The sequence below is a fragment of the Winogradskyella schleiferi genome, from assembly GCF_013394655.1.
In the GTDB taxonomy this organism is placed as follows: Bacteria; Bacteroidota; Bacteroidia; order Flavobacteriales; family Flavobacteriaceae; genus Winogradskyella; species Winogradskyella schleiferi.
Window position 1 is genome coordinate 1,410,894 of record NZ_CP053351.1, and the last position, 23,332, is coordinate 1,434,225.

Below are 23,332 nucleotides of genomic sequence, written 5' to 3' on the forward strand. Positions count from 1 at the left end.
TATATTAAAATATGGGTGCTTTTGTTAAATTTGCACAAAGGCTAAAGATAAATGATTTTAAAAGCATTTAAGGAAAAATCAAATCGAAAATATGTCAACAAATTGTTGGCTGAGCGTCAACCTTCTGTAAACAACACTAAAATTAAGACGGTTGCGGTATTGCTTAATGCTAGTGAATTTCATGAATTTGAAGTGTTTAGGGTATATTTCAAAGCATTGAATTTAACGTCTCCAAAGCACAAAATTGTGGCGTTTACTATGGACGATAAATTGGAACATAATAAATGGAACGCTCATTTTAGCCCAAAGGATTTCGGTTGGAACGGAAAAATAAAAAACCTGGATCTAGAAGCGTTTATAAATGAACCTTATGATATGTTGGTTTGCTTTTTTAAAAATCCAGTTTTACAATTGGATCTCATAACGGCCGCATCCAAAGCTAATTTAAAAGTGGGTATATCAGCAGAACATGATCGCTTTTACGATTTAATTATTGATGTTGAACTAAAGGATATCAATATTTTTAAACAAGAATTGAAAAAATATTTAAACATTCTAAAAAAAATATAATGACCAAATTTATAGGAACAGGCGTAGCATTGATTACTCCATTTAACGCAGATTTAAGTATAGATTTTGATGCTTTGGAGCGTTTAGTGGAATATAATATAGCAAACGGAACCGATTATTTAGTGATAAGTGGAACTACAGGCGAAAGTGTAACGGTTACTCCTGAAGAAAAAAAGGAATTGATCACCTTTATTGCTAAAGTAAATAAAGGACGATTGCCATTGGTTTTGGGCATTGGAGGTAACAATACAGCAAATGTGGTCAGTGAAATTAAAGCCACGGACTTTTCAGCCATAGATGGAATTTTATCGGTATCTCCATATTACAGCAAACCAACACAGGAAGGCATTTATCAACATTTTAAAGCTATTGCGGAAGTATCGCCAAAACCGATTATTTTATATAACGTTCCTGGTAGAACATCATCTAATATGTTGCCAGAAACCACGTTGCGATTAGCAAAAGATTTCGAAAATATCGTTGCTGTAAAGGAAGCAGGTAATAATGTGCACCAATATTTAGAATTATTGAGAACCAAACCCAAAGATTTTTTAATCTTATCTGGAGATGATGATTTAGCTTTAGGTGTAGCATTAGCTGGAGGTTCTGGTGTGATTTCTGTAATTGGGCAAGCACTGCCAAAGGAATTTTCTGAAATGATAAGATTAGGTATCGCACGTAAAGCGAAGGAAGCCTATGATATTCATTTTAAGTTAATGCCAATTACAGGAATGATATTTTCAGAAAATAATCCTTCTGGTATCAAAGCTGTGTTGTCGGCATTGGGAATTTCTAAATCACATGTGCGTTTACCATTGGTTGAAGCTACAAATCAACTAAAAGAAAGGATCAAATCTGAGCTAAAAACTTTAGGTAAAAGTTAAACTTTATATAAATAGGTTTTCCACATCATAACATCTCTTAATTTAGCGGTGAACTTCATCTGACATTTTGTATTCAGCCGATCCCGAAAGCTACGGAAGATATAAAATGTGCTCAAATGAGGCAACTTTTGAAAGGCATCGCATCGCTACGCGTAATAAAATAGCTAAAATATGAGCGGATTTTAAGCATTTTTTAGGGAATAGAATAGGTCCAGATGAGTTCAACAATAATTGTTTTTAAAATCCGTTAATAATGCTTACTTTTGCATCCTGTTTAAAATTTATGAAAAAAGGACTTTACATACTATTTATCAGTATTCTATTTGTTTCTTGTAGCGAATTTCAGAAAACATTAAAATCTGATGATACAGCTGCAAAGTTTGAAATGGCAACTGAATTATACGACGCAGGAAAGTACAAAAAATCGTTTAGGTTGGCGGATCAAATTCTTCAGCAATACAGAGGGAAACCACAGGCCGAAAAATTGACCTATATCCACGCCATGTGTTCCTACCATTTGGGAGATTACTACATTGCAAGTTATCACTTAGGTAAATTTACGGACATTTATCCTCAGAGTGAAAAAGCTGAAGAAGCTTCATTTTTAGCTGCTAAAGGTTATTATTTTAATTCGCCTGTATATTCTAAAGAGCAGAAGGAAACGGTCGAAGCCATTGAAAAATTACAGTTGTTTATAAATGAGTATCCTAATTCACCATATTTGCCAGAAGCAAATACGTTGGTAAAGGAATTAGATTTCAAACTGGAGAAAAAATCATTTGAAATAGCAAAACAATACGGTTTAATCTCAGATTATAAAGCGTCAATAAAATCATTTAATAATTTTTTATTGGAATTTCCAGGCGCATCTTTAAGAGGAGAAGCCTTTTATTATAGATTTGAGGCGGCTTACAATCTTGCCATTTTAAGTGTGAATTATCTAAAGGAAGAAAGATTAAAAGAGGCTTTAGGTTATTATGAAGCTCTAAAAAAAGGCTATCCGAATTCTGAACATTTGGAAGAAGCTACAGTGTTAAAAGAACAATTACAACAAGAATTAAATACGTTTACTACTAAAAGTTAAACATTATATTATTATGATGGATTTAAAAAAGACAGATGCACCAGTAAGTACAATTACTTACAACAGAAATGAAATTGATGCGCCAACGGATAATATCTATGAAGCGATTTCTGTAATTTCTAGACGTGCAGAGCAGATCAATACAGACATAAGACGTGAGTTAATTGACAAGCTTGAAGAGTTTGCAACCTACAACGATAGTTTGGAGGAAATTTTCGAAAACAAAGAACAAATTGAAGTGTCCAAATTTTACGAGAAATTACCTAAACCACACTCTTTAGCAGTTAAAGAATGGTTGGATGATAAAATTTATCATAGAAATACGGATGATCCTCAGCCATAAACCTTAGATGTCTATTCTAAAGGATAAAAATATTTTAATAGGCATTACTGCTGGTATTGCCGCATATAAATCTGCTAACTTAGTAAGATTATTTATTAAAGCAGGCGCAAACATCAAAGTTGTGATGACTCCTGCTTCTAAGGATTTTATAACACCACTCACACTTTCTACCCTTTCTAAAAACCCTGTCTATTCCTCATTTGTAGATGAAGAAGATGATAACCAAGTTTGGAACAACCATGTTGATTTAGGCCTTTGGGCAGATTATTTTGTTATAGCGCCAGCTACGGCCAATACCATGGCAAAGATGGCAAATGGTGTTTGTGATAATATATTATTGGCCACCTATCTTTCTGCGAAATGTCCCGTTTATTTTGCGCCTGCCATGGACTTGGATATGTATAAGCATGAATCCACCAAAGCATCATTTGAAAAATTGATATCATATGGAAATCAACTCATTCCAGCAGGAACAGGTGAACTCGCTAGTGGCTTAGTAGGCGAGGGTAGAATGGCAGAGCCAGAAGATATCGTAAGTTTTATTGAAAACGATATTTTAGAGCAGTTGCCATTAAAAGGAAAGCGCGTATTGATAACAGCTGGTCCAACTTATGAGGCTTTGGATCCTGTGCGCTTTATAGGAAATCATTCTAGTGGAAAAATGGGCTTTGAAATCGCTAAAGCGGCCTCAAATTTAGGTGCTGAGGTCATTTTGGTTACTGGTCCAACACATGAAAAAATAGATAATAATTTCGTTACGGTTAAACCTGTGATTAGTGCCGAAGAGATGTACAATGAGGTTCATAGACATTTTTTATCATCTGATATTGCCATTCTTTCGGCAGCAGTTGCAGATTACAGACCAAAGAATGTGGCAGATCAGAAAATAAAGAAGAAAGATGCGACGTTTACTATTGAGTTAGAAAAGACAAAAGATATCTTAAAATCCCTCGGTGAGATTAAAACCTATCAGTTTTTAGTCGGTTTTGCATTAGAAACTAATAACGAATTAGAACACGCCAAAGGTAAACTAGAATCTAAGAATTTAGACCTCATTGTATTAAATTCACTTCAAGATAAAGGTGCTGGTTTTGGAGTATCAACAAATAAAGTTACATTTATAACGTCTGCTAACGCTATTTTTGAAAATGAATTAAAATCAAAGGCGGAAGTCGCTAAGGATTTAATGCAACTTATACTAAAACAAACACATGCGTAACCTATTTCTTTTATTTACTCTTTTATTAACAACTGTAGGGTTTTCACAAGAATTGAATTGTACGGTAGCCGTTATCGCGCAACAAACGGGTAATGAAAACAATGTTGTTTTTAAAACCTTGGAAAAACAATTGAATGAGTTCATCAATAATACAAAATGGACAGGAAAGAATTTCGGAGCACAAGAGCGCATTAATTGTAATATGGTAATTAATGTCAATCAATATAATAATGATTCATTTTCGGCTTCGCTTCAAGTATCGTCGTCTCGGCCAGTTTTTAATTCTACGTATAGTTCGCCTGTGTATAATTACAACGACCGTAACTTTAATTTTCAATATTTGGAATTTCAGAATTTGGTTTATAATGATAATCAATTTGAATCCAATCTTATCTCCGTTTTAGCATTTCATGTTTATATGATTTTAGGAATGGATGCAGATACTTTTGAACTCAACGGAGGCGATGAATATTTTGAGCAAGCACAGACTATTGCTAGTTATTCACAACAGCTCAATGGACAAGGTTGGAAACTGGAAGATGGATTACAATCGCGTTTCGCATTGATTGATAATCTGATGTCGCCAGCGTTTAAAGGTTTAAGAACGACCATGTACAAGTATCATATTGAAGGTATGGATATTATGAATGAAGGTGCAAAAGAAGGAAAGATGAAAATAATTGCTGCATTGGATGAATTACAAAAAGTACATCGTGTGCGTCCAAATTCTTATGTAATGCGCGTTTTTTTTGATGCAAAAGCGGATGAAATCATGGAAATTCTTTCTGGTGGACCGAGCGTTAATATTACAGAGGCAACAGATGTTTTAAATAGAATTGCTCCAATGCATTCCCAGAAGTGGCGAAATATTAAGTATTAGGCTTTCTGAATGACTACAAAGAATTAACAATTCTCTTTTTTGAAACCTATTTTTTGGTGCTAAAGAATAATTTTAGTTGGCATTATCTTTTTTACTAAATTAAATGTCATTCGTATAATTTTTTTCTTCATTAACATTTTTAAAGCCATAATCACTTAAATTTGTAGTACTAAATTTTAGATTTTTGCTCACAACACTTTACATTAAAAATTACGCACTCATCGATGAGTTGAACGTGTCTTTTAATAATGGTTTAACTATTATTACAGGCGAAACAGGTGCTGGAAAATCGATTTTATTGGGAGGTTTATCTTTAGTTTTGGGGAAACGTGCTGATTTAAGTCAGGTAAAAAATACAGACGAAAAATGCATAATTGAAGCTATTTTTGATATTGCCAATTATGATTTAAAGGGATTGTTCAAAACGTTGGATCTGGATTACGACGTACAAACCATTATACGACGTGAAATCTTACCATCCGGAAAATCCCGAGCTTTTATAAATGATACTCCTGTAACCTTAGAAAGCCTAGTAGCTTTGAGCAGTTACCTTATTGATATCCATTCGCAACACCAAACACAGCAATTAACCCAAGACGATTATCAGTTTAAGGTCATTGATGCTTTGGCGGAAAATAAATCGAATCTAGAAGCATTCTCAAAAGGATTAGTAGACTATAAATCACTTCAAAAATCATTGGAGGAATTAAAACTTTCAAAGTCAGAATTAATAAAAGAATATGATTATAATCTGTTTTTATCCAACGAGTTGAATGAAATCAATTTGGAAAAAATCAACCTAGAGGATTTAGAAACCCAATACGAAGAACTCAATAATGTAGAAGTTATAAGCGAAAAGCTAAGTAGCACAAAATCAATATTGAATGTTGAAGAACTTGGAGCGATTGATCAGTTAAATTCGGCTAAGCACGAACTATCTAAAATAGCCAGTTTTGGCAAGTCTTATGACGCCTTAAAAGAACGTATTGCTAGTGTTGGTATTGAACTCGATGATATTTTAATTGAATTGGATAATTTAGAAGACAATTTATCCTCAGATCCTCAAGAATTAGAGCGGATTAACAGCCAACTTCAGATAGTAAATAATTTATTCCAAAAACACTCGGTTTCAGAAATTGAAGAATTGATTTCACTTAAAAATGATCTGAAATCTAAAATTGATAATACGGAAAGTTTAGATGAAACCATAGCTCTTAAAGAACAAGAACTTTTAAAAGAGAAAGAGAAGCTCAATGAAATTGCTTTAAAAATTCATGATAAAAGAAAAAAGGTGATTCCAGTTTTCGTTTCAAAATTAGAAACTATACTTTCAGAATTGGGCATGCCAAATGCCAAATTTAAAATTCAATTAGAAGCGACTGACCAATTTCTGAAAAACGGTAAAGACAACTTGCAGTTTTTGCTCATGGCGAATAAAGGTTCAAGTTTTAATGAGCTTAAAAAATCAGCTTCAGGAGGGGAATTGTCTCGTATTATGCTAGCCATAAAATCCATATTAGCAGAATACATTCAGTTACCGTCTATTATGTTCGATGAAATTGATACTGGAGTTTCTGGAGAAATTTCAAACAAAATGGGCGAAATTATGAAGAATATGAGTAATAAAATGCAAGTGTTTACAATTACGCATTTACCACAAATAGCGGCAAAGGGCAATACACATTTCAAAGTTTTTAAATCCGATATTAAGGACGTTACGCATACACAGCTTAAAAAACTAAATGAGGATGAACGTATTGTAGAGATTGCGCAAATGCTTGGTGGATTGGATATTACAGATTCTGCTTTGGCGCATGCGAGACAACTTTTGAATTGAAAAGTTAGTTCTCAGTCGCAGCTTTCAATTATCTTATCACCCAAATCGAATAGTTTATTGCACAAAGTTACTTGTTAGTGGATTAAGAAAACTTTTTACACTTCTGAATTTATACTATGATAGTTCAGTACTCTTGAAATTAGTGATACCGTGATTGACACTTTATAGGAAAACAATAAACGTATATAAACGTAATTAAGAGCCATTATATAAATTTTGTAAGGGCTTTTTTTTATCTTGTTCAAAAATTAAAGAATGAAACGCTATGTAATTATCGTGATATTTTTTACGGTTTTCTCCTTAAATTCTCAAATATATTTTACTGACCAATCTAATATTGTTGGTGTTTCGGAGAATACAGGAGTCGTTTCCATGGGTGGCGGTGTAAGTTTTGTGGATTATGATGAGGATGGATGGGACGACATATCACTTGGAACAGGTAATGGACAATCTATTCAATTCTATAAGAATTATGATGGTTTTTTTGTCCAAGAATCTCTGTTGCCTATTGATTTGAATTTTCAAAATAAATCCATTATTTGGGTGGATTTCGACAATGATGGTGATAAGGATTTATTTGTAACAAGTCAAACTGATGGAAATAGGTTTTTTGAAAAACTCAGCGATAACTCTTTAATTGATATAACTATTTCGGCCGGATTCGTCTTAGAAAATATGTACACTTTTGGTGCGTCTTGGGGAGATATCAATAATGATGGCTGTTTAGATGTATACTTATCGAACTACAAGGAAAACACAACAATAACCAATTACCTGTATCAAAGTAATTGTGATGGTACATTTACTGAGATCACAAATGAAGTAGGCTTAGCAAATATACCAGCATTGACTTTTTGTTCAGGTTTTTTTGATTTTAATAATGATGGTTGGCAAGATTTATATATCGCCAATGATAAAGTAAAACAAAACCACTTATACAAAAACAATGGCGATGGCACATTTACAGATGTTAGTCAATCTTCAGGTACAGATTTAGTTATAGATGCCATGTCAGTAACTATTGACGATTTCAACTCTGATGGCTTTTTGGATATATTTATGACGAACACCCCAAATAATGAGGCTACCACGGTTGGTAGTACTGTTTTGCTTAAGAATAATGGAGATGAAACGTTCACAAATATTTCTGAAAGTTCAGGAACACAATTAAATAGCTGGTCTTGGGGATCAAACTTTCTCGATGCGGAGAATGATGGTGATCTCGACTTATATATAAGTTGTTCTTATGACGGTAGCAACGGATTTCCGTCTTATGGCTTTTATGAAAATATTGATGGGGAAAATTTCGCTAATTTAGTTAATTCTGGATTTGAGAATTCTATAAGTAGTTTTTCGTCTGCTATCGGTGACACTAATAATGATGGTTTATTAGATATCGTTGTTAATAATAACAATCATGCTCCCTTTATTTGGAATAACCAAACATCTACTATCAATAATTATATTAAAGTAAAATTAATCGGTACAGAATCCAATCGCGATGCTATCGGTTCTAAGATAGAAATTTATACGAATGATAATCTGCAATACCATTATATAATGTGCGGTGAAGGTTATTTAAGCCAGAATTCTTTAGTACAAACTATTGGCATTAATGAAGTTACCAATATAGATTATATTAAAGTGACTTGGCTTAGTGGAATTGAAGATATTGTATATAATGTAACTCCTAATCAGTTTATAACAATTATTGAAGGAAATTCCTTATCTATAAATAATTTTGGTGATAGGATTTCAGTAAATTTTAAGAACCCTGTTGATGACACTATGCAAATTGATACTTCTCATTTAGTTGAAAATTTAACTTTGTATAATAGTACAGGAGCTTTACTTCTTGAAAAACCTGTTATGAAAAAACAGTTTGAATTAAATCTTTACACGCTTCAGGCAGGTATCTATTTTTGTAGTTTGAAATTTGATAACGATCGAATTAAGATTATAAAATTAATTAAACGCTAAAATAATTTCATTATTTGAGGTCAACTTTTAGCTCTTCTCAAAACTTTTCCAGCATTATCTAAATTAGCAGGTAATTTTTCGATGTATTATGTTTGACTTTTATCGAGGTTTTCTACTCTTGAACGATTTGAAAGCTAAAGCTAATTATGTTCTAAATAATTAACATATTTTTAAAGAATTACTAACTTTAATATTAAAATACATGAGAAAAATTACATTAGTGTTATTTGCATTGGTTGCGTTATGTTGGCAGTCTAATGCACAATTTACCGAAAGTTTTGAAACAGAAATACCTGCAACATGGACGGTATTGGATCTAGCAAGTTCTAATTCATGGACATGGGATGATACGCCATCTGGTTCTGGAGGAGCCCAAGATGGTACTGCTGTCGCAGGAATTGTATATGATGCGGCTGTTGCACATGATGATTATTTAATTACGCCTCAAATTGCCGTTACAGCTGGACTGAACGATAGGCTATCTTTTTATATACAATCAAGAAGTGCTACGTTTTTAGAATCTTATGAAGTATTGTTGTCAACTGGAACTACTGCTGCAGTGGATTTTACAGTTGTGCTTCAAGCAGAGAGTGATGCACCAGCAGCATGGACGCAACAAGAGTTTGATTTATCAGCTTATGTAGGTCAATCAGTATATGTTGCGGTTAGAGCAACAGGTACCAATGAATTTGAACTTTATGTAGATAATGTTGTAAATGACGCCATTGTTACAGATGCATTAGATTATTACAATTTACAATTCCCTGCAACATTAGCGTTTCCTGAGAATGAAATGACTGATCAATTTGTTTATGCGCAGGCTTATGAAGCTGGTTTAACAGACACTACTACAGGCGGTCCTGCTGCAGGAATTGAGGTATGGATTGGTTATAGCGACGCTGATACAGACCCTTCAGGTACAGGTTGGACGTGGGAAGTAGCTGCATTTAACACGGAAGCGGGCAACAACGATGAGTATTTTGTAGATATGCAAGACCTTGGTTTAGCAGAAGGAACTTATTATTACGCGAGCCGTTTTAGTTTAAATACTGGGCCTTTTACTTATGGAGGAATTTTAGCTGATGGCAGCAATGGAGGTGCTTGGGATGGAACAACTAATATCTCAGGTGTGTTAACGGTTGAAGCGCCAGTACTTCCGCCAGGAGAAGGATGTGACTTACCTTTTGTTGCAACTGTAGAGGCAGATTGTTCAACGGCAACGCCAATTACAATAGATTTTGCTACAGCACCAAATATTGGTGGAACTGGCACATGTGATGCAAGTGGAGATAATAGAGGATTTTGGTATGAATTTACTGCACCTGCATCAGGTACGGTAAATATTAGCAACTCAGGTGCTAATAATGAATATGTGATTTTAGACGCTTGTGGTGGAACTGAAATTCTTTGCGGAGCCATGGATGCTACTAATGAGATTAGTGGTTTAACGCCTGCAGCGGTTTATAAAATGGCTATTTGGAAAGATAGTTTCCAAACATTATCAACTGACGATTTCTGTATTCAAGAAGTGAATTGTGGTGCGCCGAGTGCTTTAATGGCTTCAAATGCCACCACAACTTCTGCCGAATTAAGTTGGACAGCAGGTGGTTCAGAAATCCTTTGGGATATTGAATTAGTAGATATTACTGCTGGAGATACTGCAACTGGTACAGCAACAGCTACCGGTGTTTCTAATCCATATACCCAAATGGGGTTAGCCGCAAATAATGAATATGAATATTATGTGCTTGCTGACTGTGGCGGATCTACATCTGTATGGGCAGGCCCTTTCTCTTTTACAACTCCATGTAATAGTTTTGTGCCAGATTATCTTGAAAGTTTCGATACTGGTGTTGCACCGAGTTGTTGGATTGAAGCTGGATCTGGAGATCCTACAACTGGACCATCAGATTTAGGCGGAGGACTATGGAATCATGATGAATTTGCAAATATTGGCTCAACAAATAATTCGGCGCAAATTAATTTATATACAAATAATAGAGAAGATTGGTTAATTTCTCCGTCTTTTGATTTATCAGGTGGAAGTTATGAGCTTGTTTATACGGTTGCGTTAACTGATTTTGCAAATTCCAATCCTCCTGAATTGAATGGAATGGGATCTGACGATGAGGTACAGATGTTAATTACAACAGATGGCGGTGCGAGTTGGAATAATTTAACGACTTATAATCAATCTAGCTACCCTTCAGAAACTGGAGATGTGGAGACCTTTGATTTAAGTGCTTATACTGGTACAGTTCAATTTGCTATTTGGGCCACAGATGGTACTGTTGACGATGATGAAGACTATGATTTCTTTATTGACGAATTTATTGTAAGAACTCCATTAGCATGTGTATCTGCTGTAGTTGATTCATCAGATATATTTGATGATTGTGGTAATTCTCAGTTTTATGTTGATATAGATATAACAACGGTGGGTGATGCAACACAAATTAATGATGGTACCACTACTTTTGCTATTACTGGTACAGGTGTATTACAAGTCGGTCCTTATACTGATGGTTCTTCAGTTACTTTAACTGTAGAGCACGCTGACGTAGCATGTAATTTTAGTTTAGGAGATTTTACTTATACTTGTCCACCTGCTAATGATCTATTTGCTGATGCCATAGTCATCGCTTGTGGAGATGTAGTTTCAGGAACTACCATTGGTGCAACTCAAGATGAATCAGACGCGCCAGAGGATGCGACAGTTGAAGATGATACACCTGCAGATAACGATTCCCCTTGGGTTTGGTATTCATTTACAGGTACAGGCGTCTCAGAAATTGTAACCTTGTCTACATGTGGTACAGCCAATACAGATTTTGATACAGAATTATTTGTTTATACAGGTACTTCGGGCGCATTAACATTAATCGATGATGGTTATGACGAATGTGGTGGTTCTACTGAAAATTATGCAGCAGAAACATCTTTTACATCTGATGGTACTACAACATATTATGTGGCCGTTGGCGGATGGAATGTAGGTAGTGTTGGTAATTTTCAATTGACTGTAACATGCGTAGAAGAGTGTACTGCAGATGCAGGTACTTTAACAGCAGATGCAACTCCAGTTGAATTAGATGGTTCAACTACTATCAGTGCCACTCCAAATGGTGATATCGTTGTTCCAACGGATTATGATGTAACCTATGTATTAACATCTGGAGCAAGTTTAGTAATAGAGCAAGCAGGTGCTACACCTAGCTTTGATGTTACAACTACTGGAGACTATACTATTCATACTTTAGTAGCTGAGACTACAGATAACACAGATCCAAACTATTTAGATTTAGGTGTTATTGTATTTGGAACTACAACTGGAGGTGATGTTTTAGGTATTGTAAGTACAAATAATTTATGCGCATCTTTAGATGTAACTGGAGCGCCAATCGTAGTTGAAGATCTCTTAAGTTTTGGAGAATTTGAAAATGAAGCCGCTTTCACATACTATCCAAACCCAGTTAAAAATACATTAACATTAAATGCTCAAAACACCATAGAGCAAGTAGCAATGTATAATATGCTAGGTCAAGAAGTATTAAGAGCTACGCCTAATTCAGTAGATAGTGATTTAGACATGTCTCAGTTACAAACTGGTACTTATTTTGTTAAAGTAACAATTGCAAATATTACTGAAACAATAAGAGTGATTAAGCAATAGCCTAATCCAATTATAAATTTTAAAAAGCCGCTAATTTTAGCGGCTTTTTTTTGCTTTATAATCCATTGATTAAATGACCAATAATTCATTTTAATTTTGAATAGTATTCAACTGATTTAAAGCTAAAGTAAGTATCAAAAATTGCATTTGGTTTAATTACCTTTGTGCACTATGAAAGCCATTGATTTTTCTTTTGTTATTCCTGTTTATAACAGACCTGATGAGATTGGGGAACTTCTAGAAAGTTTTTCGAATCTTGAAGGTCAGCATAACTATGAAATTGTAATTGTAGAAGATGGATCAACTGAAACCTCTGAGCATGTGATTGAGCAATTTAAAAGTGAACTTGATATTTCTTATTACTTCAAATCAAATTCAGGTCCAGGGGATTCTAGGAATTATGGTATGGAAAAAGCCAAGGGAAATTATTTTATTATTTTAGATTCTGACGTATTGTTGCCTTCAAATTATTTAACTGAAGTGAAAGACTTCCTGTCTCAATCTTATTACGATTGTTTTGGTGGACCTGACGCGGCACATCCTTCATTTTCTAATCTTCAAAAGGCCATAAACTTTGCTATGACGTCTTTTATAACTACAGGTGGAATAAGAGGAGGTAAGCAAAAGGTAGAAGATTTTCAACCACGCAGTTTTAATATGGGCTTATCAAAAAAAGCGTTTTTGGCTTCTGGTGGATTTGGAAAAATTCATCCAGGTGAAGATCCAGATTTATCATTGCGTTTGTACCAATTAGGATTTAAAACAACACTTATTGAAACTGCCATTGTATTTCATAAGCGTCGTATTTCATGGTCCAAATTTTATAAGCAAGTCCATAAATTTGGAATGGTAAGACCGATTCTTAATCAATGGCATCCCCATTCCAAAAGTATGGTGTATTGGTTTCCTACAGTGTTTAGTTTAGGCTTTATCACTTCAATCCTTTTGATGTTGTTTCATATTAATTTTCCATTATATTTATATGGCTTTTATTTTTCACTAGCTTTTGTTTTGGCTTTGTTTTCAAATCAGAATATTATCATTGCATTTCAGGCGTTATTGGCTATACTTATCCAGTTTTTTGGATATGGTCACGGATTTTTGAAATCCACATTTTATTTGGTGGTTTTAGGTCGAAAACCTGAGACATCTTTTCCGCAACTGTTTTTCTAATTTATCAATGAATTCTAAGAAAAAACTAAATATACGAGACCATTTTAAGAAGAGAAGCGTTAAGCGTTTTAGCCTTTTCTTTGCCATTGCATTTGTGTTTTTAATTATTTCAAAACTATCTAACGATTACAAACAAACCATAAAACTAAAAGTAAATTTGGTTAATGTTGATGACGAAATTTTGATAAAAAATGATTCCGCCAATTATATCAATGCCTATGTTGAAGCTAAGGGATTTTCTTTATTGCCATTAATGTTCAAAAGTGCAAAAGAACTTATAGTAGATTCCAAAAGTGAGGTGAGTTTACAACCTAATCATTTTAAATTCAATGTTCGAAAACACAAATATCTTATTGAAAATCAATTAGGCAATGCTTTTGAGCTGATTTCATTGATGCCAGATACACTCATGATAGCGTATTCTAAACGTGCTTCAAAATTAGTTCCAGTGAGACTTAAAAGAAATATTGGTTATGCTGTAGGTTATGATTTAAAGGGTGATTTTGAATTTAATGTGGACAGTGTGAAAATTGTGGGCGCTGCTTCTGAGGTTAATAAAATCGATTCAATTTTTACGGAAGAATTAATTGAAAATGAGGTAAAAAGTGCTATTAAAAAAAAAATAAAACTGGATATTTCAAAGTTTGAAAACATTGAAATTTTTCCAAAGGAAGTAACAGTGCATGGTAAGGTTCTTCGGTTTACAGAAGGTACAGCTGAAGTACCTGTCACCATCAAAAATCAACCTAAAAATATTACCATCAATTATTTTCCCAAAACCGTCAACGTTTCCTATTACGTAGATTTAGAAAATTACAACGGAATTAAAAATTCAGATTTTAAAATTGAGTGTGATTATGCAGACTTAGAAGCAGAACAGACCTTTTTAATACCGAAGGTGGTTAAAAAACCTGATTTTGTAAAACATGTTAATATCAAACAAAAACGAATCGATTTTATAAAATTATAATATGGTAGTAGTTGGACTAACAGGAGGCATAGGGAGTGGGAAAACAACAATTCTTAACTATTTTCAATCATTAGAAGTACCCATTTACATCGCAGATGCTGAGGCTAAGGCTTTGATGAACCGTTCAAAAGTCATTAAGAGAAAATTGATTGACTTGTTTGGTAAAGAGGCGTACAAAGATGGTCAATTGAATAGACCATATTTATCTTCAAAAATTTTTAACGATAAGGGGCTACTTTCTAAAATGAATGCCATCGTTCACCCAAAAGTAGCATCACATTTTAAGCGCTGGCTGAAAAAACAACATACTGAATACGTCATAAAAGAGGCAGCAATCATTTTTGAAAATAATTTAGAGCATCAATACAATTATATCATTACAGTCGTTGCCGACGAAGAATTAAGAATTAACCGTGTTATGAAACGCGATACTGTTTCAAAAGAGCGCGTGAAGTCTATCATTAAAAATCAACTATCAGATGCTATAAAGATTGAAAAATCTGATTATGTTATTTATAATAACGATTTAAAAGAGGCTAAAATTCAGGCACTTGAGATTCATCACGACATCCTAAAAAAAATAAACCAACAATAAAAGCGATTCATTTGTTAACGTTAGGTTAAACCTAATTTGTACTAAATGTTAAAATGTTAAATTTGACTGATGGGCAAAAAGCTATTCGTGTTATTGATAGTCTTAATGAGTTTATCGCTCATAGGAATTATTTTTGTTCAATCATTTTTTATAAATAATAGTATAGAAAATGAGAATAAGAATTTTACGCTGAGTGTTAAACGTTCGTTGAGTTATGTGTCTAAATCCATTGCAGAGTATGAGTTTAGAGATTATTTTGAGAGGTTACAACCTTATTTGAACAACGATAATAAAGCGGACACTTCTATAATAAAACAATTATTTATTACGGATGAAGATGATATCAATGACAAAACCATTATACATCGTAATACCGTTTTAGAAGAGCGTTTTAGAGTGCCTTCGATGTTCATTGAAATTGATGCAGATAGTTTTAATATCAGTAAATTGTATAGTGAGCGTGTTACAGAAACTTATAATACGACAACTATTGACGGTGTTAGACGAATAGATCCAGAAAAGCGCTTAAGGGAATATTCCTCACTGGGAGCTTTGGATAAGCAAATGTATGAGGATACTTTTAAATCTTTTTTAAAGGACAAGCCGGTTTATAAACGTATTTCAGAACAACAAGTTGAAACTTTATTAAAGCGTGAATTAGAAGATGAAGGTATAAATCTGGATTTCGAATTTGCCATTTATGATGATGATTTGGCAACTAAAGTTCAATCCAATAATTTTGAATATGAAGACCCTTATGGAATTCCTGTTTTTTTAGACAATAATAACGAAAGCAGTTATAAACTCTTAGTAGAGTTTCCAGATCGGAAAAAGTATTTGTTATCCTCAATTTTATGGATGATTGTACTTTCAATCATATTTACAAGTATTATAATTATTGCTTATACCAGTGCCATTTATCAGTTGATAAAACAACGTCAAATATCGCAGATTAAGACAGATTTCATTAATAATATGACCCATGAGTTTAAAACACCAATTGCGACTATTAATTTGGCTTTAGACTCCATCAGGAATCCTAAAATAATCAGTGACCAAGAAAAGGTATTACGTTATTTGGGAATGATCAAGGAAGAAAATAAGCGTATGCATGCCCAAGTGGAAAATGTATTGCGTATATCTAAGTTAGATAAAAATGAACTAAATATTAGTAAGGAAAGACATGAGTTGCACGACTTAATTGAAGATGCAATTACTCATGTGGAACTTATTGTTGAAGACCGACAAGGTTATGTGAAAGCGCATTTAGATGCTGAGCATTCATCGGTTTTAGCCAATGAGACACATTTTACAAATGTGATTGTCAATATTTTGGACAATGCCATAAAATATTCGGATGATGCACCAAAAATAGATGTTTACACCGAAAATGTTGGTAATAATATCATATTGAAAATTGCCGATCAAGGCAATGGGATGTCCAAAGCAGTTGCTAAACGTGTGTTCGAGAAATTCTATAGGGAGCATACTGGAAATGTCCATAATGTAAAAGGACATGGTTTAGGTCTGGCTTACGTAAAAAGAATAGTAGATGACCATCATGGTCATATATCAGTAGAAAGTGAAAAAGGAAAAGGCAGTACTTTTATTGTAAAGATGCCGTTAATATCATAAAAAACGAATTATGGAAGAACAAAATAAAAAAATACTTTTAGTCGAGGATGATCCAAATTTTGGAACCGTTTTAAAAGATTATCTAATGATGAACGATTATGATGTGGTTCATGCCAAAAATGGGATGGAAGGCTTTGAAAAGTTCAAAAAGGATGATTACGACCTTTGTATTTTAGACGTTATGATGCCTTATAAAGATGGTTTTACCTTAGCGAAGGAAATTCGTGAAAAAAATACAGACGTGCCAATCATTTTCTTAACCGCAAAGGCGATGAAAGAAGATGTGCTAAAAGGTTACAAAGTAGGAGCGGACGATTATCTTAATAAACCATTTGACAGCGAAGTGTTGTTAATGAAAATCAAAGCTATAATGCAACGAAAAGCAACCGATACTGTTGCTGATAGTAAGCAATTTGAATTTAAGATCGGTCGTTTTGACCTCAATTCTAAACTACGTTTTTTAAAATTTGATGGTGGTGATCCTGAAAAGCTTTCTCCAAAAGAGAATGAATTATTACGCTTGCTGGCACTGCATGAAAATGATTTAATGCCAAGAGAATTAGCACTGACGAAAATATGGAGAGACGATAATTATTTTACTTCTCGTAGTATGGACGTGTATATTGCTAAATTGCGTAAATACTTAAAACCAGATCCTAATGTTGAAATTTTGAATATTCATGGAGAAGGCTTTAGGTTAGTTGTTAATGGAGATAAATAAAATAAAGAATAATCTTAAATGTATAAAAGAATCCAGTTTTTATGAACTGGATTTTTTGTTTGAATTGATGAATTGATGAATTAATGAATAAGTTATTAAAAGGGATTACAATAGCGTTAGTCATTTTTATATTTTGGATAATAAATAAAGCTAATAAAGGTGCACCAAATATATTTATTGAATTTTCAAATTCTATTTATTATGGTGATAAAATAGGTCATTTTTTTATCTATGGAATTTTAACTTTACTAGCTAATCTAGTGTTTAAAAACAGATCTGTATTCTGGAGTAAAAACGTGCCCCTTGGAACCGTTCTTGTATCTATATTTGTGATAGTCGAAGAATTGAGTCAGGTATTTTTTCCTAGGCGTAGTTTGGATATAATAGACCTTATTGCAGATGCTCTAGGAATTTTGTGTTTTACATTAAGCGGAAATTTTCTTTTTAAGAAGGGGTTTTTAAACTTTAAAAAGTCAAGTAAAACAAAATAAATTATTCTATTTCCGAATTTATATATTGAATAATCTCCTCAACATCAGTTTCAAAATCAAACCATTTTATAGCATCGTCTTTTCTAAACCATGTCAGTTGTCTTTTGGCAAAACGTCTGGTATTCTTTTTAATTTCAGAAATAGCAAAGTCTAAAGTCCAATCGCCTTCAAGATATTGGAATAATTCTTTATAGCCAACCGTATTTAAAGCATTGAGGTGTTTATATGGTGAAAGTGATTTTACTTCGTCTATCAACCCGTTCTCAATCATTACATCTACGCGTTGGTTAATTCTATCATATATAGTGGAACGTTCTGCATTTAATCCAATAGAAATTGTTTTGAAATCTCGATTTTTTTCAGGGTTGGTGAGAAAAGAAGAATAGGGTTTTTCTGTGCCTATACAAATTTCTAACGCTCTAATAACACGTTGCGGATTATCTATGGCAATAGTTTCATAGGCTTCCGAATCCAATGACTTTAGCTGTTCTTGCAAATGGATTAGACCTTTTTCTTTAAGCTGAAGATTGAGATGTGTTCTAATATGAGGTGCAACTTCAGGAAAATAATCCAAGCCTTTAGTTACCGCTTTTACGTACAAACCCGAGCCACCAACCATGACAACTATGGGATTTTTTTCATGCAAAATACTTATTTTAGAAATGGCGTCACGTTCAAAATCGCCAACATTATAATCATCTTCAATGGATTTATTCTGAATAAAATGGTGTGGTGCCGCATTCAGCTCTTCTTTAAATGGAACAGCGGTACCGATTGACATTTCTTTATAAAATTGTCGCGAATCTGCAGAAATAATTTCAGTATTATAATGTTGAGCTAATTTAATACTCAAAGCCGTTTTACCAATAGCAGTTGGCCCAACAATAGCAATAAGAACTTTAGTCATGGTGTAATTTAAAGCCACATTTGTGGCAGAATTCAGCACCATCCTGGTGCTTTGTAGCCAAACAATTCATGCAAGATTGAGTATTTAAAGTCACATTCTTTACATGTTTATATTCTTCGTCAGATAATTTTTTCTTAGTAGTATCAGTTTCTGAAGCTTTCGTATATTCAGCAGACACAATACCAGTTGGTACAGCTATAATACCATAACCTAATATCATGATTAGTGTGGCAATAAATTGTCCTAATGCAGTTTGAGGTGCAATATCTCCAAAACCAACTGTGGTCAATGTAACTATACACCAATAAACACTTTTTGGGATATTATCAAATCCATTTTCTTCACCTTCTACCAAATACATAATGGTGCCAAAAATTGTCGCTGCAATTATTACAGCAAACAAAAAGACCGAAATTTTTGCTCTACTGGCCCTAATAGCACTTGCCAATTGATTAGAAGCACCCATAAAACGCACTAATTTAAGAATTCTAAAAATTCTCAATAAACGTAGAGCCCTTAAAGCCACCAAGGCATGTGTACCTATAAATATAAGTGATAAATATTTAGGGATTGTGGAGAGTAAATCGATGATGCCGTAAAAACTCATAATATATTTTAAGGGTTTTTTTACGGTTATAATTCTCAAAATATACTCAATAGTAAATAAGATGGTAATGATCCATTCCGAGATATTTAAAAAGGCATGAAACCTGAGATCAAAGCTTTTAACACTTTCCAACATTACTAAAATAATGCTGGCAACAATTGCTATAAGAAGAACAACATCGAATAATTTTCCTGCAGGCGTATCCGCTTCATAAATGATTTCATGAAGCTTTGTTTTCCAGTTATGTCTATCGTAAGATTCCATGTTTTAAAAGTACGAAAAGTAAATCTATTGTGTTTCAAAAACGATTACAGTATTATTTTGAAGTTCTACGAGTTTACTCATAAATTCTTTTAAATAAGGATACAATTCTGATGAATAGATAGCTGAATTGAACTTAACTTTAAAATATATCATAAGTTGGTTATTAACGTTTTCAACATTGAATATAAGGTTTCCAGACGCGTTGGGTAGAGAATAATTTAAGGTTGAAGGGATTTCAAGAATTTTTAAGTCTTCATCTAAGTCTATTTTCATAGTATAAATATAAATGTCCTTGTATCCAAAATCGATAGGGTAGGATCTTTCTTGAAGTCTAAAGGGATTTTCATCAAAGAATTTAATGATAAAAGGATTTAGATAAATTTTATTACCAATGAATTCCGGTTCAATTGCAATATCCATCGATTCTTTGAAAGACGATTTTGATTTATCATAATCCTTAACTTCATGATTATCAATAATTATATCTGAATGGGCATTAATTTTTTTCTCAAAATACACCTCAGAGTTCTCATCATACTGTTGCTTCGGTTTGTGAGAATGATATCCTGTGAAACTACTTTCTACTGCGCCTGATAATTTATCATCATTGAATGACGTTATTGCAACTCGATGCCCTCTTGTTGAGAAATTGTCAACATTGATATCTTCCCAATAACTGCCATCTTCAAAACCTATTAATCGACCGTATTGATTTAGTGTTCTAAATGGAATTTCCCCAAAAGACAAATAGGGTTCTGTTGCATCTAAAAAATAATCTTTACCATCTATTGAAGTTTTTAAAATCACATAGTTAAAATCAGTAAGCACAGGGAAAATTTTTGTTGCAAGTCCATTTGCTCTAGTTGAAACTAGGACTGGAAATACTTCAAAACCTTCAATTGTCAATAGATTTTGTAATAATAAATTAATTTCAAAAACGCTACCGACTTTTTCTTTAACCAGAGTTTTGACAGACACATCATAACGCTCCGATTTTCCATTCCATTTATAATTATCCAATACAAATTGATAAATAGCAATAGCTTTATTTAAATCGGCATTCATTGACGAAATAGACTCTGGCAGTATGTTTTTTACAAGACCTTTTTTGCTTATTTGTCTACCAAAATCAGCGTCTGTCTTAAGTTCTTTGTCTACGTCCTCCCATGATTTGGTCAACTTGTCAATTCTTCCATCAAACCCTCTAAAAACACTCAATTCGTATTCTACTCGAGACATATAGTTTAGGGCAGTCGTGGTAAAATCTTCTGGTTTATATGCAGGTATATCTTTCATTATATATTTAGAAATACTACAATCGGCACTTGAGCCATTTCCACCTTCAATACAATGTTTCTCAAGGCTTGTATCATGTGTATCTAAGGGAATACTACCTACAAGTTTTATGTGGTACTCATAGTTGCCTGGAATACTCGTATTATATTCACTATATAAAACAGGATCCGTACTTTGAAAATACCAAGGTTGGAATTTAGTGATAAAGCGAGATTGTGTTTCGTAGCTTATTGTAATAACGCTACCTACCTTTACATTTGGTAACACAAATTTCACTAAAGTATATTTTTCATTCTCTTCTTCAAAAATTGCATCCTTTGTTAATTCCGTTTTTACAATCTCATCATTTTCAAGATTATATGTTGTGCCTTTAATATTTTTGATTTTTTCTTCTGAAGACTTTCCTTTATAAAGCTTTACTTCATAAGCTCCTCTCTTAATACCTTCAGTTCTTAAAATTTTAATTTTTTGCTCGACTTGAACTCTTAACTTAAAAGTTTCACCATCTATAAAACTGTTACCATAATCATATATTACTAATGCATTGGCAGTAGAATCTTTAGGATAAGAGGTGTGTTTTAAATCGCTTTTATAAACTTGCATTGCTACGTTATATTCTTGGGAAAAACCTAAACAAGATATTATTAGTGCAATAATTAATAATCTAAATTTCATTAACTTTTAATTTAAATCTATAATTTTAAGTCTTTTATTTCGTCTCATATAACTTTGTATAATATGCTGTGTATCTCTGTTATTTTCCATTGGCGTAATGAGAGATTTCAAAATTGCCCTATTGTTTATTTGGTGGTTTAAGTCAAAAAAGCCCATACCTTTAAAAATGCCATTCTCAATTAAAAAAACACTTTTTTCTTCAATTGAGCGACCCTTGTCTATAATCAGCATATCTTTTTTATCATAGCTGTATTTTTCTATAAGCGAATGCACTCTTTTATTATAATCATTTACAGACTCTTCATTAATACAAGCACCTTGACATTCTTTAACACCATACTTAAAACAACTAGTTTTTGTCGGTTCTAAACCTGTGAGTTTCTGGCATAAATTGTACTCATCAACCACTTTAAACATGAAATGCTTACCACTGGCTCTAGTACTAAATGTTGTAATAGGAATTTCTTTTTGGTCGGATTTATCGATATGAAGATTTATATAACCATTCTTGTCCGTAAAGCGGTAAAGAGCGTGAGTAAAAATACGTCGTCGCAAAGCTCTGTTGAAAATTGGTGTATTTTTTTTGATTTCTGCACTTTCTTTTAATAGTGCGGCCAATTCACTTCCTGTTTTCTCGTAAGTAACTGTACTTACTAATTTTTGAATCTTCTTAGACTTAGAATTGGTGCCAGTAAAATGTTGAATAATTCGTTTTCTTATATTCTTACTTTTACCAATATAGATAATATCGCCTTCTATATTATGAATATAATAAACGCCTGTATCTGAAGGTAACGCTTCAATAATGGCATTGAGATTAGGCGCAATTTTAGATTTCTGCTCAATCTTAATGGCATCTTTTACAATAACCTTATCTAAATCTTTGTTCAGCAACATTTTGAATAACTTCACAGTTGCCATGGCATCACCATTAGCTCTGTGTCTATCAGCCATAGGAATACCTAATGCACGCGTCAATTTTCCAAGACTATAGGATTCCATATCTGGAAGCAACTGTTGGGAAAGTTCAACGGTACAAAGTGATTTTCGTTTAAAAGGAAAACCTAAACGTTTGAATTCTGTTTTTAGGATCCTGTAATCAAAAGACGAATTATGAGCCACAATGATGCAATCTTCAGTGATTTCCACGATGCGTTTTGCCACCTCATAAAATTTTGGTGCATTTTTCAGCATGCTGGAATTAATACCTGTAAGGTTAACTACAAAAGGTTGAATTTCGCGTTCTGGATTTACTAAGGAAATAAATTGATCGGTTACCTTATGACCATCAAATTGATAGATTGCAATTTCCGTGATACCTTCTTCATTGAACTTGCCACCTGTGGTTTCTATGTCTAGTATTGCGTAGATACTGTTTATTGTTTAGTTGTTTCCCCATTGTCCTGCGGACATTTCCCCAAATGGGAAAATTAGGAATGTTTAATAATGCATGTAATCATAATTTAGTTTTAAAGTCGATGGCACAAACTGAAACTATTTTTTTTATTCATAATAGAGCTAACTGAAA

Annotated in this window: 19 protein-coding genes; 15 read left to right on the forward strand and 4 right to left on the reverse strand. The window is 33.2% G+C overall.

The window, feature by feature from the left end; translation table 11 throughout:
• Window positions 1-51: 51 nt before the first annotated feature.
• From HM990_RS06135 to HM990_RS06205, 15 genes are all read left to right on the forward strand, one after another.
• Window positions 52-570 carry a DUF6913 domain-containing protein gene (locus HM990_RS06135; RefSeq protein ID WP_178988085.1) on the forward strand — a complete coding sequence of 173 codons (519 nt, stop codon included), beginning with the start codon at window positions 52-54 and terminating at the stop codon, window positions 568-570.
• On the forward strand, window positions 570-1,454 hold the full coding sequence (gene dapA, locus HM990_RS06140; RefSeq protein WP_178988086.1) for a 4-hydroxy-tetrahydrodipicolinate synthase: 885 nt from the start codon (window positions 570-572) through the stop codon (window positions 1,452-1,454). The genes HM990_RS06135 and dapA overlap by 1 nt, the downstream gene beginning before the upstream one ends.
• A 283-nt stretch (window positions 1,455-1,737) precedes the next feature.
• Window positions 1,738-2,538 (forward strand): outer membrane protein assembly factor BamD, encoded by an 801-nt coding sequence (locus HM990_RS06145; RefSeq protein ID WP_229719394.1) that lies wholly within the window; start codon window positions 1,738-1,740, stop codon window positions 2,536-2,538.
• Window positions 2,539-2,554: 16 nt separating this feature from the next.
• Window positions 2,555-2,881, forward strand: coding sequence for a DNA-directed RNA polymerase subunit omega (locus HM990_RS06150; RefSeq protein ID WP_178991867.1), 327 nt, complete (start codon window positions 2,555-2,557; stop codon window positions 2,879-2,881).
• Window positions 2,882-2,888: 7 nt separating this feature from the next.
• Window positions 2,889-4,100 carry a bifunctional phosphopantothenoylcysteine decarboxylase/phosphopantothenate--cysteine ligase CoaBC gene (gene coaBC / locus HM990_RS06155; protein WP_178988088.1) on the forward strand — a complete coding sequence of 404 codons (1,212 nt, stop codon included), beginning with the start codon at window positions 2,889-2,891 and terminating at the stop codon, window positions 4,098-4,100.
• Entirely contained in the window at window positions 4,093-4,980 is an 888-nt protein-coding gene (porD, locus tag HM990_RS06160) for a type IX secretion system protein PorD (RefSeq protein ID WP_178988089.1), read from the forward strand. The genes coaBC and porD overlap by 8 nt, the downstream gene beginning before the upstream one ends.
• A 184-nt stretch (window positions 4,981-5,164) precedes the next feature.
• Window positions 5,165-6,817, forward strand: coding sequence for a DNA repair protein RecN (gene recN / locus HM990_RS06165; protein ID WP_178988090.1), 1,653 nt, complete (start codon window positions 5,165-5,167; stop codon window positions 6,815-6,817).
• Window positions 6,818-7,072: 255 nt separating this feature from the next.
• Window positions 7,073-8,797 (forward strand): FG-GAP-like repeat-containing protein, encoded by a 1,725-nt coding sequence (locus HM990_RS06170; protein WP_178988091.1) that lies wholly within the window; start codon window positions 7,073-7,075, stop codon window positions 8,795-8,797.
• 202 nt (window positions 8,798-8,999) lie between these two features.
• On the forward strand, window positions 9,000-12,470 hold the full coding sequence (locus tag HM990_RS06175; protein WP_178988092.1) for a T9SS-dependent choice-of-anchor J family protein: 3,471 nt from the start codon (window positions 9,000-9,002) through the stop codon (window positions 12,468-12,470).
• Between the two features lie 171 nt (window positions 12,471-12,641).
• Entirely contained in the window at window positions 12,642-13,643 is a 1,002-nt protein-coding gene (locus HM990_RS06180; RefSeq protein WP_178988093.1) for a glycosyltransferase, read from the forward strand.
• Window positions 13,644-13,650: 7 nt separating this feature from the next.
• The gene (locus HM990_RS06185) at window positions 13,651-14,613 is read left to right on the forward strand and encodes a YbbR-like domain-containing protein (RefSeq protein ID WP_178988094.1); all 963 of its coding nucleotides are present in this window, start codon (window positions 13,651-13,653) and stop codon (window positions 14,611-14,613) included.
• Between the two features lies 1 nt (window position 14,614).
• Window positions 14,615-15,208 (forward strand): dephospho-CoA kinase, encoded by a 594-nt coding sequence (gene coaE, locus HM990_RS06190; protein WP_178988095.1) that lies wholly within the window; start codon window positions 14,615-14,617, stop codon window positions 15,206-15,208.
• Window positions 15,209-15,277: 69 nt separating this feature from the next.
• Entirely contained in the window at window positions 15,278-16,843 is a 1,566-nt protein-coding gene (locus tag HM990_RS06195) for a sensor histidine kinase (protein WP_229719395.1), read from the forward strand.
• A 10-nt stretch (window positions 16,844-16,853) separates the two neighbouring features.
• On the forward strand, window positions 16,854-17,564 hold the full coding sequence (locus HM990_RS06200) for a response regulator transcription factor (RefSeq protein ID WP_178988096.1): 711 nt from the start codon (window positions 16,854-16,856) through the stop codon (window positions 17,562-17,564).
• A gap of 83 nt (window positions 17,565-17,647) precedes the next feature.
• Complete coding sequence (locus HM990_RS06205) at window positions 17,648-18,055, forward strand: VanZ family protein (RefSeq protein ID WP_178988097.1); 408 nt, start codon at window positions 17,648-17,650, stop codon at window positions 18,053-18,055.
• A 1-nt stretch (window position 18,056) separates the two neighbouring features.
• Here HM990_RS06205 and miaA read toward each other — a convergent pair whose 3' ends face one another.
• The 4 genes from miaA to HM990_RS06225 are packed head-to-tail and all read right to left on the reverse strand — an operon-like array spanning window position 18,057 to window position 23,175.
• The gene (gene miaA / locus HM990_RS06210) at window positions 18,057-18,962 is read right to left on the reverse strand and encodes a tRNA (adenosine(37)-N6)-dimethylallyltransferase MiaA (protein WP_178988098.1); all 906 of its coding nucleotides are present in this window, start codon (window positions 18,960-18,962) and stop codon (window positions 18,057-18,059) included.
• Window positions 18,955-19,833: an ion transporter gene (locus tag HM990_RS06215; protein WP_178988099.1), complete on the reverse strand. Its 879-nt coding sequence runs from the start codon at window positions 19,831-19,833 to the stop codon at window positions 18,955-18,957. The genes miaA and HM990_RS06215 overlap by 8 nt, the downstream gene beginning before the upstream one ends.
• A gap of 24 nt (window positions 19,834-19,857) precedes the next feature.
• Window positions 19,858-21,804 (reverse strand): DUF3857 domain-containing protein, encoded by a 1,947-nt coding sequence (locus HM990_RS06220; protein ID WP_178988100.1) that lies wholly within the window; start codon window positions 21,802-21,804, stop codon window positions 19,858-19,860.
• A gap of 6 nt (window positions 21,805-21,810) precedes the next feature.
• Window positions 21,811-23,175 carry an exonuclease domain-containing protein gene (locus HM990_RS06225; RefSeq protein ID WP_178991869.1) on the reverse strand — a complete coding sequence of 455 codons (1,365 nt, stop codon included), beginning with the start codon at window positions 23,173-23,175 and terminating at the stop codon, window positions 21,811-21,813.
• Between the last annotated feature and the right edge of the window lie 157 nt (window positions 23,176-23,332).